At 66.8% G+C, this 14,312-nt stretch carries 13 protein-coding genes; 5 read left to right on the plus strand and 8 right to left on the minus strand.

Annotated features, from left to right (window positions below):
- Positions 1-131: 131 nt before the first annotated feature.
- Positions 132-851: a phosphatase PAP2 family protein gene (locus AB4Z46_RS08285; RefSeq protein WP_442283001.1), complete on the plus strand. Its 720-nt coding sequence runs from the start codon at positions 132-134 to the stop codon at positions 849-851.
- Positions 852-935: 84 nt separating this feature from the next.
- Here the strand turns inward: AB4Z46_RS08285 and AB4Z46_RS08290 are convergent, their stop codons facing one another.
- The 6 genes from AB4Z46_RS08290 to AB4Z46_RS08315 form a co-directional block, all read right to left on the minus strand.
- Positions 936-2,435 (minus strand): M81 family metallopeptidase, encoded by a 1,500-nt coding sequence (locus AB4Z46_RS08290; protein WP_442283069.1) that lies wholly within the window; start codon positions 2,433-2,435, stop codon positions 936-938.
- 56 nt (positions 2,436-2,491) lie between these two features.
- Positions 2,492-4,171: an ABC transporter ATP-binding protein gene (locus AB4Z46_RS08295; RefSeq protein WP_442283002.1), complete on the minus strand. Its 1,680-nt coding sequence runs from the start codon at positions 4,169-4,171 to the stop codon at positions 2,492-2,494.
- A gap of 36 nt (positions 4,172-4,207) precedes the next feature.
- Positions 4,208-5,095 carry an ABC transporter permease gene (locus AB4Z46_RS08300; RefSeq protein ID WP_442283003.1) on the minus strand — a complete coding sequence of 296 codons (888 nt, stop codon included), beginning with the start codon at positions 5,093-5,095 and terminating at the stop codon, positions 4,208-4,210.
- 10 nt (positions 5,096-5,105) lie between these two features.
- Positions 5,106-6,047: an ABC transporter permease gene (locus AB4Z46_RS08305; protein ID WP_442283004.1), complete on the minus strand. Its 942-nt coding sequence runs from the start codon at positions 6,045-6,047 to the stop codon at positions 5,106-5,108.
- Positions 6,048-6,054: 7 nt separating this feature from the next.
- Positions 6,055-7,626: an ABC transporter substrate-binding protein gene (locus AB4Z46_RS08310; RefSeq protein ID WP_442283070.1), complete on the minus strand. Its 1,572-nt coding sequence runs from the start codon at positions 7,624-7,626 to the stop codon at positions 6,055-6,057.
- A 71-nt stretch (positions 7,627-7,697) separates the two neighbouring features.
- Positions 7,698-9,035 carry a D-serine ammonia-lyase gene (locus AB4Z46_RS08315; RefSeq protein ID WP_442283071.1) on the minus strand — a complete coding sequence of 446 codons (1,338 nt, stop codon included), beginning with the start codon at positions 9,033-9,035 and terminating at the stop codon, positions 7,698-7,700.
- A 97-nt stretch (positions 9,036-9,132) separates the two neighbouring features.
- On the opposite strand from AB4Z46_RS08315, the gene AB4Z46_RS08320 reads away from it, so the two are divergent.
- The 4 genes from AB4Z46_RS08320 (at position 9,133) to AB4Z46_RS08335 (ending at position 12,607) form a co-directional block, all read left to right on the plus strand.
- Complete coding sequence (locus tag AB4Z46_RS08320) at positions 9,133-10,152, plus strand: LysR family transcriptional regulator (RefSeq protein ID WP_442283005.1); 1,020 nt, start codon at positions 9,133-9,135, stop codon at positions 10,150-10,152.
- Between the two features lie 190 nt (positions 10,153-10,342).
- Complete coding sequence (locus AB4Z46_RS08325) at positions 10,343-11,224, plus strand: S1C family serine protease (protein ID WP_442283006.1); 882 nt, start codon at positions 10,343-10,345, stop codon at positions 11,222-11,224.
- Positions 11,225-11,250: 26 nt separating this feature from the next.
- The gene (locus AB4Z46_RS08330) at positions 11,251-11,598 is read left to right on the plus strand and encodes a response regulator transcription factor (protein ID WP_442283007.1); all 348 of its coding nucleotides are present in this window, start codon (positions 11,251-11,253) and stop codon (positions 11,596-11,598) included.
- A gap of 7 nt (positions 11,599-11,605) precedes the next feature.
- Entirely contained in the window at positions 11,606-12,607 is a 1,002-nt protein-coding gene (locus AB4Z46_RS08335; RefSeq protein ID WP_442283008.1) for a S1C family serine protease, read from the plus strand.
- Between the two features lie 105 nt (positions 12,608-12,712).
- On the opposite strand, the gene AB4Z46_RS08340 is transcribed toward AB4Z46_RS08335, so the two are convergent.
- The gene (locus tag AB4Z46_RS08340; RefSeq protein WP_442283009.1) at positions 12,713-13,510 is read right to left on the minus strand and encodes an ABC transporter permease; all 798 of its coding nucleotides are present in this window, start codon (positions 13,508-13,510) and stop codon (positions 12,713-12,715) included.
- Between the two features lie 4 nt (positions 13,511-13,514).
- A complete protein-coding gene (locus AB4Z46_RS08345; RefSeq protein ID WP_442283010.1) occupies positions 13,515-14,288 on the minus strand; it encodes an ABC transporter ATP-binding protein in 774 nt (257 codons plus the stop codon).
- Between the last annotated feature and the right edge of the window lie 24 nt (positions 14,289-14,312).

Below are 14,312 nucleotides of genomic sequence, written 5' to 3' on the forward strand. Positions count from 1 at the left end.
CTCCCTTCGTGGGTCGCCTGGCAAGGAGTATTGCGCGCCCTCGCGGGGCGTCAATACGCCGAAGAGGGGGCGCCACCGACGACATTCGACGTAGGCCGAATGCCGGGTCGCGCCATGTCAAGATAACGTCGATGTCCAGTTCCTCTCTCCGCACCCGGCTGCAGCGCCTTTCGGCCGGCCGATTCGACGGCCTCTGGGCGCTCTGGAAGCCCCTGGCCAGCGGGCTCGCGGTCCTGCTGCTGCTGCTCGCGTTCGTGCTGGTGGCCAGCGAGGTCATCGAGGGCGATACCCACGGCGTCGACATGAGCCTGCTGCGCGAGGCCAAGGCCTTCAGGGACGCCCACCCCCTGTTCGCGCACGTGATGCGCGACCTGAGCGGGCTCGGCAGCACCACCGTCCTGACCTTCTTCACACTGGCCACGGCCGGCTACCTGCTGCTGGTGTCGGCGCGCACCCACGCGCTCGTGGTGGTGGCTTCCTCGCTCAGCGGCGCCGTGCTGGTCAGCCTGCTGAAGCCGGCCTTCGGCCGCCTGCGACCCGACGCCGCGCTGGCCGACTTCGCCGCCTACGGCCTGAGTTTTCCCAGCGGCCACGCGAGCATGTCGGCCGCGGTCTTCCTGACGCTCGGCGTGATCTCGGCCAGCACGCGGACCCGGCTTTCGGAGCGCCTCTACATCCTGGCCGTCGCCGCGGTCGCCGCCCTGCTGGTCGGCCTCAGCCGGGTGGCGCTCGGCGTCCACTGGGCCAGCGACGTGCTCGGCGGCTGGGCGCTCGGCACGGCCTGGGCGATGGGTTGGTCGATGGTGGCGTTCCGGCTGCTGCGCAGCCAACGCCGGGCCGCGGGCGAGTGATCTCGCGGCAGCACGTCGACAACCTCATGGCGCGGCGGAAGAAGGGAAAGCCCGAAAAGGCCCGTTCGGTGCTTCGGCAGCCTGTCAGGCCAGCTCGAACCGCTTGCCGCAGGGACCCAGACGCATGCCGGGGGCCAGGTGTTTCCACGGCAATTGTTCGATGATCATGGGCATGGAGCCCGGCGCCGCGCCGACGATGATCTCGTGAGCGATGGGGGCGAAGTCGGCGCGGAAATGCACCGCGCTTTTCACCACGAGGATGTTCTGCTCGGTGGGCTCGATGCCGATGAAGCGGAACATCGACTGGTCCGCCATCTGCACCTTGTAAGACGACAGCACGATGCGCACCCCGTCCACGCGCAGGCAGGCGGCCGGGCCGACATCGAGACGAAAGCCGTGGTAATACGGGCCGGTGGCGTCGAACTTGCCGTCATGCACGCGCTCGATATGGAACTCCGCCTCGAACGGCGCATCGTCGGGAATGCCCGAGTTGCCGCCGATGCCCAGGCGGATCGTGTGGCCGGCGCCGACGGCGACGATCTTCTCTACGGCGGCCGGGTCGACGATGAGTCCGATGGCTGCGCGCTGCGCGCCGTTGCGGACAAGAGCCCGCAGCAGGCCTGTGGTGTCGGAGTTGCTGCCGGCGCCCGGGTTGTCCTGCGCGTCCGCGATGATGATGGGGCGATCTGTCGTTTCGGCGGCGCGCATCGCGTAGAGGACGGCCTCGTCCGGGGCGTACAGCTTGCCGGCGAATGCCGGCTCGGCATCCTGCACGGCGCCGGCGAGGCGATCAACGGCCGCATCAGCCGCGGTCTGGTCGCTCGCGTAGGCCCAGACCACGGGCGCGCACTCTTCGAAGTCCGAGGCCGGGAAGCCCGTTGCGAACGAGACGTGCGCGGCATCGGCTTCGATGGCATGCAGCTGCGTGTACAAGCTGCGCGCGGGCTCGATGTCGGTGCACTGCCAGCAGATCGGCACCAGGAATTCCATCGCGCGGCTGGCCATGGGCATGCGGGTGCCGTGGCGCAGTCGCTGCTGCAAGACCTGATAGGCGCGCTGGCCGGTCTCGGCCATGTCTACGTGCGGGTAGGTCCGATAGGCCACCAGCGCGTCGGCCTGCGCCAGCATCTGGCGGGTGACGTTGCCATGCAGGTCCAGGCTGGCGATGACGGGCACGTCCGGGCCAACGAGGGCGCGCACGCGGCGCAGCAACTCGCCTTCGCCGTCGTCGAAGTGCTCGGCCACCATGGCCCCGTGCAAGTCCAGGTAGACCGCGTCGACCGGCAGCGCACTTTCAATTCCGCCCAGGATCATCCCGGCGATCTTTTCGTAGGCGGCCTCCGTGACATGGGCCGACGGGCTGGCCGCGCACCAGGTGGTGGGCACCAAGGTGTCGCCGGCATCCAGCGCGGCCTGCACGAAGCCGGCCGCCGGGATGTTGGCCCCGATCAGTGTCGGCCAGACCGCCTCGCCGCTGACCAGTCCGGGCCAGCCGCCGCCCAGCATGAAGTCTCGCCAATCCGCCTTGTCAGGGGCGAATGTATTGGTCTCGTGCTGGAATCCGCCGTAAACGATGCGCGACATGAAAAACGTCCTCTTGAAGATGAGCAGTAAAGGTCTGGAGAAAACCCGGCGTCGATTCACGCTGCAGCGAGTTGCTGCTCCGCCGGGCGAAAATTCTTGAAGTCCCAGGCGCGGCCGGGCGCAGCCTCGATCAGGGCGCGCGTGTAGTCCCGCTGCGGCCGAGTCAACACCTGCAGGGCATTGCCGGACTCGACGATTCGGCCATGCTGCATGACGACGATGGTGTCGCAGATCTGTGCGGCCACGCGCAGATCGTGCGTGATGAACAGAACGCCGATCCCCACGCGCTGGCGCACTTCATCCAGCAACGCCAGAACCTGAGCCTGCACCGACACGTCGAGCGCGGACACGGCCTCGTCGGCGACCAGCACGTCGGGCTCCATCACCAGCGCGCGCGCAATGCAGATGCGCTGGCGCTGGCCACCGGAGAACTGGTGCGGGAAGCGCTCCAGTGTGTCGGCCGGCAGGCCCACCAGTTCCAGCGCGCGGGCCGCTTTGCCTACGGCCTCGTCGCGCGCCGTGCCGTAGTTCAACAGGCCCTCGATGATGGAATCCCCCACCTTGCGGCGTGGGTTGAGGCTTCGGTAGGGGTCTTGAAAGACGATCTGGATGCGCTTGCGCAAAGGCATGAGCGTGCTGCGGTTCAGCGTCGCGATGTCGTCGCCCTGCAGGTTGATGACGCCCGAGGAGGGGTCGATCAGGCGCATCACGCACCGAGCCACGGTCGACTTGCCCGACCCAGATTCCCCCACGATGCCGACGACCTCGCCGCGCCGGATGCTGAAGCCGATGTCGCTGGCTGCCGGCACCAGCTTGCCATTGCCGCGCCAACCTTTCTTGCCGTAGACCTTGTTCAAGTTGCGCACCTGCAGCACGGTCTCGCCGCCCGCGGGCGGACGCACCAGGGGCACCAGGCTGGGCACCGACGAGACCAGCATGCGCGTGTACGCTTGCGTGGGCCGCGCGAGGATGTCGTCGCGCAGTCCGGTCTCCACGACCGAGCCCTGGTTCATGACGACAATGCGGTCGGCGATTTCTGCGACGACGCCGAAGTCGTGCGTGATGAAGACCACGGCAGTGCCGTGTTGGGCCTGCAGTTCGCGAATCAGGCTCAGGATCTGTTTTTGCGTCGTCACGTCGAGCGCCGTGGTCGGCTCGTCGGCGATCAACAGCTTGGGCTTGAGGATCAACGCCATGGCAATGACGATGCGTTGACGCTGGCCGCCGGAGAGCTCGTGCGGGTAGGACGCATAGATGCGAGCGATGTCCGGCAGGTGAACGGACTCCAGCATCGCCAGCACCTGACGCCGTCGTTCCGCGCGGCCCAGCCTGGTGTGCAGCTTGAGCACTTCTTCTACCTGGTCGCCCACCCGTTGCACCGGGTTCAGCGCGGTCATGGGTTCTTGGAACACCATCGCCATCTTGGAGGCGCGAAGCGCGCGCAGGCGCGATTCGCTCACCTGCAGCACGTCCTCGCCATCGACCCGGATGCTGCCGGCCGACGCCACGAGGACCCCCTTGGGCAAGAGGCCCATGGTGGCGAACGAAGTCACGGATTTGCCGGAGCCGGACTCGCCCACGATACAGACGGTCTGGCCGCGATAGACGTCGAAGCTCAGGTCTTTCACCACCGCCCGGCCCGGGCCGTCGTGGTCGACCCGCACCGTGAGGCCGGAGATTGTCAGTACGGCTTGTTCGGAAGGACGGGCTGCATCGGCGTATGCGGTTGAAGTCATGACGGGTTCATTCATTCGGTAAGGGACGGCCCGCATTCAAAGGCGACGCGCCATGCGCGGATCCAGCGCGTCGCGCATGGCATCGCCCAGCACGTTCACGCTCAGTACCGTGAGCGACAGCAGGATGCCGGGATACAGCACGAGGCCGGGGATCAGCTGGAAGTACGAACGGCCTTCGGCCATGATGTTGCCCCAGGACGACACCTCGGGCGGCACGCCCGCGCCGAGGAAGCTCAGGATCGCTTCGGTGATGATGGCCGAGGCAAAGATGTAGGTGCCTTGCACGATCAGGGGTGCCACGGTATTGGGCACCAAGTGCCGTATCAACAGAGTGAGCGTCGGCGTTCCCAGCGAGATGGCCGCCTCCACGTAGGGCTCGTTGCGCACGCCCAGGATCACGCTGCGCACCAGCCGCACGACGCGCGGAACTTCGGGGATCGTGATCGCGATCAGCACCGTGAGCAGGCTCGACCCGGACAGTGCCACCAGCGCGATGGCCAACAGCACGCCGGGGATTGCCATCAAGCCATCCATGACGCGCATCACGATGGCGTCGACCCAGCGGAAGTAGCCGGCCAGCACGCCGATGGCCAGGCCAACGAGCACGCTGAACGCCGCCACGCCGAGGCCCACGGTGAGCGACACGCGCGCGCCGTAGATCACGCGCGAGTACACATCCCGGCCATAGGCGTCTGTGCCCAGCCAGTGCGCCGCGGACGGCGATCGCAGGCGCTGGCTCGGATCGATCTGGACAGGATCGCTCGTGTGGAGCCAAGGCGCGAACAGCGCCATGAGGACGACCACCGCCAGCACCGCCAGCGCGATCAGCACCGGGGTACTTCGGAGCGTGCGCCGCAGCGGGGATGAGGGGGCGGACCGGGGTGCTGCCGGTTCGGCCGGCGTCGTGGAGCAGAGTGTCGACATCGTTGATCTGTCAGTGGCGAATGCGAGGATCGAACACCGTGTACAGGGAGTCGACGACCAGGTTGATGAGTACGTAGATGAACGCGAAGAGAAGGATCAGGGCCTGAATCACCGGGTAGTCCCGTCCCAGCACGGACTCGACCACCAGGCGGCCCAGGCCCGGCAGGTTGAAGACGGACTCGGTGACCACCACGCCGCTGATCAGCAGCGCGACGCCCACGCCGATGATGGTCACGATGGGCACTGCGGCGTTGCGCAGCGCATGGCCCAGCAGCACGCCGCGTTCACGCAGGCCCTTGGCGCGCGCCGTGCGGATGTAGTCCTCTCCCATCACTTCGATGATGCTGGTGCGGGTGATGCGCGCGATCAGTGCGATGTAGACCGTGCTCAGCCCGATCGTCGGCAGTGCCAGGGAACTGGCGAAGGGCAGCAGTCCGGCTTCCAGCGGCTGGTAGCCCTGCACCGGGAACCACCCGAGCGTGATCGAGAAGATCAGGACCAGGATGTAGCCCGTCACGAACACCGGTACCGAAAAGCCCAGGACCGATGCCGCCATGACCAGGCGGTCCAGCAGCCTGCCTTGGCGCCAGGCCGCCAGGATGCCCAGGGGCACTGCCACCAGCACCGACAACGTGATGGTGCTCAGGCACAGTGCCAGCGACGGGCCCATGCGGTCCGAGATCATGGCCGACACCTTCGTGCCCGACAGCAGGGAGACTCCCAGGTCGCCTTGGAGCAGTTGCGTCACCCAGAGGAAAAACTGCATGTAGACGGGTCGGTCCAAACCCATCAGGCTTCGGATCTCGGACAACTGCTCGGGCGTGGCCGCATCCCCGGCGATGATGGCCGCGGGGTCTCCCGGTGTCAGCCGAAGGATGGCGAACACGATCGCCGCCACCATCAGCATCACGGGAATGGTGGCCAGCAGTCGCCTGAAGATGAAGTTGACCATCAGTGGCTCACTTGCCCGATTTCTTCATGTTCCAGAAGACGGGGACCGGCGCCTCCGTGGGCTTGCTGAGCACCTTGCGGTAGGCCGCAGGTATGTAGTACTGCCCCATCGGCAGCAGCACGCCTTCGTCGATCACCAGCGCCTGGATCTCGTTGGCCAGCTTCTTCTGCTCCGTCACATTGGTGGTCAGGGCGAATTGCGCGCGCAGCTCCTCGATCTTCGGCACATCGGGCCATCCGAACCAGGCTTGCTTGCCGTTGGCGGCGACACCGAAGGCGCGCAGCGGATCGGAGGCTTCGGCTATCACGTTGTTGGTCGCGAAGATGCTCCAGCCGCCTTCGGCCAAGGGCGCCTGGGAGGCACGGCGGGTGACGACGCTCTGCCAGTCCATGGCCTGCATCTGCACGTTGAATCCGGCAGCGCGCAGCGCCTGGCCGATGACGACCGGCTGGGCCTTCACCGATGCGTTGTCGGTGGGCTGCAGGATGACGACGGGCGCATTCGTGTAGCCGGCCTGCTTCAGGAGTGCCTTGGCCTTCTGGATGTCCGCCTTGACCGAGACTTCGGCGCCGGCCTGGCTGTCGAAGGTCAGGCCACAGCCGAACAGGGCCGCGCAGGTCTTGAAGTACTTGGGATCGCCCACCAGCGCCTGCAGCACGTCCTGCTGGCCGACGGCGTACATCGCGGCCTGGCGCACGAGCTTGTTGTCGAACGGCGGGTTCAGGAAGTTCATGCGCATGACCGTCTGATAGCCAGCCGGGTCGAACACATCGATCGCGACGTTCGGATTTTTCTCGACCACGGGCAGCAGGTCATAGGGCATCTGCTCGAGATAGTCGATCTCGCCGTTGATCAGGGCGTTCACGGCGGTCATCGAGTCCGGCATCGAGACCCACTTGACGCGGTCGACGCTGACCACCTTGCCGCCGGCCATGCCGCTGGCCGGTTCGCTGCGCGGCACGTAGTCCTTGTTCTTTTCGTAGACGACCTGCAGGCCAGGCTTGAATTCCGCCACCACCATCTTGAAGGGGCCGGAGCCGATGAACTCCTTGATCGGCTGGTTGGACGGCGTTTGCGCGATGCGCTTGGGCATCATGAACGGCGCGATCCCGCTGGGCTTGGCCACTGCACGCAGGGCCATGTCGGTCGGCCGCTTGAAAGTCATGACGAAGCTGTTGTCATTGATGACCTTCATCTCGCTCATCATGCCGGTCATCATCTGCCCCATCTTGTCCTGCTCGGCCCAGCGCTTGATCGATGCGACGCAATCGTCAGCCTTCACGGGTTGTCCGTCGTGCCACTTCAGGCCGGCGCGCAGGGTGAACGTGTAGGACTTGCCATCGGCCGAGACATCCCACTTCTCGAGCATCTGCGGCTTGATCTGGTTGCTGACATCGGTGGCCAGCAGCGTGTCATAGATCATGTAGCCATGGTTGCGCGTGATGTGCGCCGTGGTCATGACCGGGTCCAGCACTCGCAGGCCGGAGTGCATCACGGCGTTGATCGTCTGGGCCTGCGCGACAGGCGTCGCGGCAATGAAGGCAAAGCCGATGGCGGCAGCCAATGCGAAGGTGCGCATCGAGGATGGGATCTTGATCATGGAAGGTCTCATGGAGCGACGGTTGAAGGGAAAGGGCACAGGAGGAAGGTCTAGGGGGACACGGCGGTCAGGCTGCGCCCCCGCGCCAGGAACTTGTCGAATTCGGCAGCGGGCACGAACAGGCCACCAGTGCTCCAGACAATGTGGTTGGCTTGCGCCAGGTGGGGCTGCAGGCCCTGCGCGTGCAGGTAAGCTCGGCCCGCCTCGGTGCCGAACAACATGCGCGGGCCGCTGAAGGCGGCCGCGGCCGATGGCTCGACCTTGATGCCCTGCTGCTCGTGCAGTCGGAGCAGGTCCAGGAACATCGTGTCGTCGCGGGTGGTCAGAACGCCCGACAGCAAGCTTCGCATCTGCTTGATTGCCAACTCGGAGGCGACGGGCACCGCGAGGCCGTCGGCCTCGGTGCAGTTGTCCAAGCCCACGTCGTACACCGAGATGCCCGGGCGGTCCGTGTGTTGCATACGGACCATGAAGCAGGGCGAGGCCATCGGCTCGACGAAGAAGCAATGCACGTTGTGGCCGAACAGGCACTTCAGGCCGAAGGTAATGCCCGCGGGCGCGCCGCCGACGCCGCAGGGCAAGTACACGAACAGCGGATGCGTGGCGTCCACCATCACGCCCGCGTCGCGCATCTGCGTCGCCAGCCGCAGGGCGGCAACGCTGTAACCCAGGAACAGCGAGCGCGATTGCTCGTCATCGACGAAGTAGCCGTGGGGGTTTGCGTTCGCCTGCTCACGGCCGACTTCCACGGCCCGTGCGTAGTCGCCTGCATGCTCGACGACCTGAACACCGTTCTCACGCAGCTTGTCCTTCTTCCACTGCTTGGCATCAGCTGACATGTGAACCGTGACGCGAAAGCCCAGCTTCGACGCCATCAGACCGATGCTCATGCCCAGGTTGCCGGTCGAGCCGACCGAAATCTCGTACTGCGAATAGAGCGCGCGGGCGGCCGTGTCGGCGAGCACGCTGTAATCGGCGCCGGGCGCGATCAACCGATGGCGCAGAGCAAGGGTCTCGGCGAATTCCAGCACCTCGTGGATGCCGCCGCGCGCCTTGATGGAGCCGGCGATGGCCAGGGCATGGTCGCACTTGATCCAGCACCGTGCGGCCAGCGCGGCCTCGTCCGCGTAGAACGACGTCACGAGCGGGGTCAGCGGCGACTCGATGATGCCGCCGATGCTGGCCGTCTCCGGGAACAGCCGCACCAAGGCTGGCGCGAACCTGGCGAGCCGATCCGCGGCGCCTTTGACATCTTCAATGCTAATGTCAAATTGTGATTTGGCGAAATCCGGGGGAGCCAGATCAGGATTGATCCAAAGATGAGGAACGGCCCACTGCGCGTTCTGGCACCCGTCCGAAGCCCCGGAAATTCCTATGGATTTTGACATAGTGGATAAGATTTCGAGATTCGAATGCGCTGATTTTGTCGACGGCATGCAAAATCTGACAACTCATTAATATTAATTCGATATATAAGTTGAACTAATGCGAATAAAGCTCTCGTCATCCCTCCTGACATGGCTGCGCTGCTTCGATGCCGCGGCCCGGCACAGCAGCTTCACCTTGGCCGCCAGCGATCTGCACGTGACGCAGGGGGCAGTGAGCCAGCAAGTGCGCAACCTGGAGGAATGGCTGGGGGTGTTGTTGTTCAAGCGTGGTCACCGCAAGCTGGAGCTGTCCGACGAAGGGCTGCGCCTCAAGCTCGCCGTGAAGGAGTCGTTCCAGATCCTGGAGTCCACGCTGGACCAGATCCGCACGCACGACAAGGAGACCGCGCTGAGCCTGAACTGCTCGCCATCGTTCGCCATGCGGTGGCTGAGTCCGCGCATGGGGCACTTGCTGCGCGAGTACCCGGACCTGGCCATGCGGGTCTACGGCGAGTTCCACATGCTCGACCGCCTGCGCATGGAGCAAGACGGCATCGAAGCCGCCATTCGTTTCGATCCAGGCGAGTATGGTGACGTGCGTGTCGTGGAATTCCTGGACGAATGGCTGATCCCCGTCACCAGCGCCGCCGTGCTGGCCGAGCATCCGGAATGGAAGAGTCCGGCCGACCTCGGCGCAGCGTACATGCTGCACGATGCCTCGCCCTGGGCGCGCGCTGCCGAGTGCGAGGAATGGAACAACTGGCACTCGGCGATGGGTTTGCCCATTCCCGAGGACTATTCGGGCCAGAGATTCAACATGTCACAGCTGGCGCTGAGCGCCGCATTGAGCGGACAGGGCGTGGCATTGGGGCGCCTGGCCCTGGTACTGGACGATCTCGTCTCGGGCCGGCTGGTGCCGGTATTCAAGCAAGCCATCCCGTCCAAGGCGTCTTACCACTTCGTGTCGGCCCAGCAAGCCAGACCGTGGGTCGGGCTCATCGAGCGTTGGCTGGTGCGCGAGGGCGCGCAATTTACAACCCAACGCAACGCGTGGTGCCGCAAGGCCGGCGTGATGCTGAAGCCCGTCTCGGTGACGCATGGTGCCCGGAAACGGCTCCCGACGGCGTTGAAGGATTGAGCGCAGTAGAGAACATGCGGTTCCGCGACGTGGCGCTCTCCGGCCCCCCGGCGCCCGCAGGGTGATCTCTTCCAGCCCGCCGCAATCCTGGAAGCGGTAGATCACCGAGTCATGGTCGAGCGCCCTGCCCATCCGGGCAGTAGCGCCAGCCCTTGTGCCTTCACACAATGAAGCCATCTAAGGAGTTCCCATGGCCGACACGATGTCCTCATCTCTCGAACAACTGTCCGCGGCAATGGCCGATGCGGTGGCTGCCGCGTCCGCCAGCGTGGTGGCGGTGCACACCGGGCGTTCGCGCGCGAGCGGCTTCGCTTGGCGCGAAGGGCTGGTCGTCACCTGCGAAGAGGCGCTGCCCGACGACGCGGACGTGACGGTCTGCCTGCCCGGCGGCGCGAGCGCACGGGCAACGCTCGTCGGGCGCGACGCCGGCACCGACATCGCCCTTCTGCGCATCGATGGCGCCGCGCCCTCCCCGATCGCGTTCGACGCGGCGCCGGTGCGCGTCGCATCCATGGCACTCGCGGTGGGTTCGCTCGCCGGCACGCCGGTCGCTGCGGCTGGCGTGGTTTCGCTGGCGGCGCCCGCATGGCGAAGCCTGCGCGGTGGCGACATCGACGCACGGATCGAGCTCGGACTGACCATGCGCCGCATCGCCGAGGGCGGACTGGCGCTGGATGCGCAAGGCCGGGCCATCGGCATGAGCGTCTTCGGGCCGCGCCGCCGCGTGCTCGTCATTCCGGGCGCGACGATCGACCGCGTGGCCGCGCAGCTGGCCGCCCACGGCCGGGTGCCGCGAGGCTACCTGGGCCTGGGCCTCCAGCCGGTGAAGGTCGAGCCCGAGGGCATCGGTGCCATGGTGATGAGCATCGACCGCAGCGGACCGGCCGCGGCGGCGGGCCTGCGCCAGGGCGACGTGATCGTGGCCTGGAACGGCGAGCCGGTGCGCAGCGTGCAGATGCTGCTGCGCGCGCTGGGGCCCGCCAGCGTGGGCACTGTCATGGCGCTGTCGCTGCGGCGCGCGGACGAGCCCGTCGAGGCGCAGATCACCATTGGCGAAAGGCCGGCCGATTGAACAGGACGAGCGTCACGGAGCCGATCGTGATCGCGATCGATGTGGCCGATGCCGCGCTGTCGGAGCGCCTGCTCGCGTCGCTGGCGGACGTGCCGGGGCTGCGTCTTGCGCGGCGCGGCGAAGCGGCCGACGTCACAGTGGTGGCGGCCGACGCAACGACCGCGGCAGACGCCGACGCGACGCTGACCCGGCGCGAATTCGAAGTCCTCGCCCTCATGGCCGAAGGCGCATCCAACAAGGCCATCGCCCGGCGGCTGGGCATTTCGGTGCACACGGCCAAGTTCCATGTCGGCTCGCTGCTCGACAAGCTGGATGCCACCGGCCGCACGGACGCAGTGGCGCAGGCGGTGCGGCAGGGTGTCATCCATCTGTGAGAAGACCATGTTCGACGACCACACCCCCTCTCCCTCCATCGACGGCAGCGCGCCCGAGCTGAACCAGGACGCGCTCGTCGACGCCTACTCGCACGCGGTCGCGACGGTGGCCGACAACGTCGGCCCGGCCGTGGTGCGCGTGCAAAGCGGCACGGCCGGCCGCCGCGGCGGCCTGGGCTCGGGCGTGGTCATCGCCGGCGACGGGCTGGTGCTGACCAACAGCCACGTCGTGGGCGGCGTGCGGCGCGTGCGCATCGGGCTCACGGCAGCCGGCGACAGGGAAGCCGAAGTGCTCGGCGACGATCCCGCCACCGATCTCGCGCTGCTGCGCGTGGAGCTTCCGCGCAACTCCGCCACCGCAACGCTCGGGGATTCGAAAATGCTCAGGCGCGGCCATCTGGTCGTGGGCATCGGCAATCCGCTGGGCTTCGAATCGACCATCACCGCCGGCATCGTGTCGGCGCTGGGCCGCTCGCTGCGATCGCAGAGCGGGCACCTCATCGACGACGTGATCCAGACCGACGCGGCGCTCAATCCGGGCAACTCGGGCGGCGCGCTCGTGGCTGCGTCCGGGCAGGTGGTGGGCATCAACACGGCCATGATCGCGGGTGCGCAGGGACTCGCGTTCGCGGTGTCGAGCAATACGGCACGCTTCGTGATCGGCGAGTTCATCGCGCACGGCCGCGTGCGGCGCGCGCACCTCGGCATCGCGGCGCAGACGGTGCCGCTGCCCCGGCGCGTGGCGCTGGCCGTTCATTCGGGCGCCAACGCCGTGCGCGTCGGCGAAGTGCACGCCGACGGCCCAGCGGATCGGGCGGGCCTGCGCGTGGGCGACATCCTCATCGCGCTGGACGACGTGGTGGTGGCGGGCGCGGACGACCTGCTGCGACTGCTCGGCGCGGACCGCATCGGGCGGCCCGTGGAGGTGTCGCTGCTGCGCGATGGCCGCCTCGTCACACGCACGGTGACGGCGCAGGAACGGCCGGTGCTGGCTTCCGCACGGCGCTAGGCGATCGCCGCCTCGACGAACTCCGCCGCGCACCATTCGTCGGCGCCGAAGTGCAGGACCTTGGTCAGGCCGGCGAACTTCACAAGCGCCCGCTCGGAAACCCCTTCAAGCCGACGCGCCGTTCAGCCCCGGACGCTCGCGCTGCGAGGCATGCCAGACCAGGTAGCGCGCCTCCGCGACTTCGATGGCCTTGAACAGCAGCACCCCCAGGATGCACAGCAGGATCAGCGCGACGAACACCGTCGACGTGTCGAAGCTGCCCTGCGCCACCAGGATCACGTGGCCGAGCCCCGCTTCGCCCGCGACGAACTCGCCGACGATGGTGCCGACCAGCGCGAAGGACACGCCGACCTTCATGCCCGCGAAGATGCTCGGCAGTGCATTCGGGAACCGGATCTTCCACAGCATCTTGGCGCGCGAGGCATGGTTGACGCGCGCCATGTCGAGCATGTCGGGATCGGTCGAGCGCAGGCCGAGCACGGTGTCGATCAGGATCGGGAAGATCGCGATCAGCATCGCGATCGCGACCTTCGGCATGGCGCCGGTGCCCATCCAGATCACGAAAAGCGGTGCCAGCGCGACCTTGGGCACCGCGTTCAGCGCGACCAGCAGCGAGTAGAGCGTGCGGTCGAGAAACTTCGAATACACGATGCCGATCGCCGCGGCCACGCCGAGCAGCAGCGCGAGCGCGAAGCCATAGAGCGTGGTGCGAAGCGTGTCGAGGCTTTGGAGCAGCAGATAGCCCGGCTGCGAGAAGAACTGCGCGATGATCTTGGACGGCGCCGGCAGCAGGAAGTCGCGAATGCCCAGCGTTCGCACGCAGGCCTCCCAGATCACGAGCAGCACCAGCAGCGTGAGCATCGCCTGCCGGCTTCGCTCGGTACGGGCCCAGAGGTATTTCATGGTGTCAGCCCTTGAAGATGCCGATGTCACGGAAGGTGTCGCGGATGCGGGCCACGTAGGCGGCGAACTCCGCCGTCTCGCGGATCTCGAGCCCGCGCGGCCGCTCGATCTCGATCGGTATCACGTCGGCGATGCGGCCGGGCCCACGCGCCATCATCACCACCCGGCCGCCGAGGTAGACCGCCTCGGTGATCGAATGGGTGATGAAGACCACGGTCTTGCGGGTGGCCAGCCAGGTCCGCTGCAGTTCGGCATTGAGCTCGTCGCGGGTGAACGGATCGAGCGCGCCGAAGGGCTCGTCCATCAGCAGCAGCTGCGGATCGAGCAGCATGGCGCGGCAGATCGACACGCGCTGGCGCATGCCGCCCGACAGCTCGCGCGGAAAGCGGTCGAGAAACGCCGACAGCCCGAACTGGCCGAGCAACTCGCGCGCCCGCGGCTCGTGCTGGCGCCGATCGAGATCGTGGAACTCGGCCGCCACCAGCACGTTGTCGAGGATGTTGCGCCACTCGAGCAGCAGGTCGCGCTGGAACACCACGCCCATGTCGGCAGGCGGCGCGTCGATGTGCTTGCCCCGCAGCGCGAGCTTGCCGCTGGTGATCGGCTCGAGCCCCGCCATGCAGCGCATCAGCGTGCTCTTGCCGCAGCCGCTCGGCCCGACGATGCTGACGAACTCCCCTTCCTCGATGTGCAGGTCGATGTCCTGCAGCGCATGGATCGGCTTGCGCTCCGAGCGGTAGATCTTGTTCAGCCGCTCGATCTCAAGGAAGCTGGACACGGAGGTGTTCCTCGCGGGAGCGGG

The sequence above is a fragment of the Variovorax sp. M-6 genome (genome assembly GCF_052114385.1).
Taxonomy (GTDB): Bacteria; Pseudomonadota; Gammaproteobacteria; order Burkholderiales; family Burkholderiaceae_C; genus Variovorax.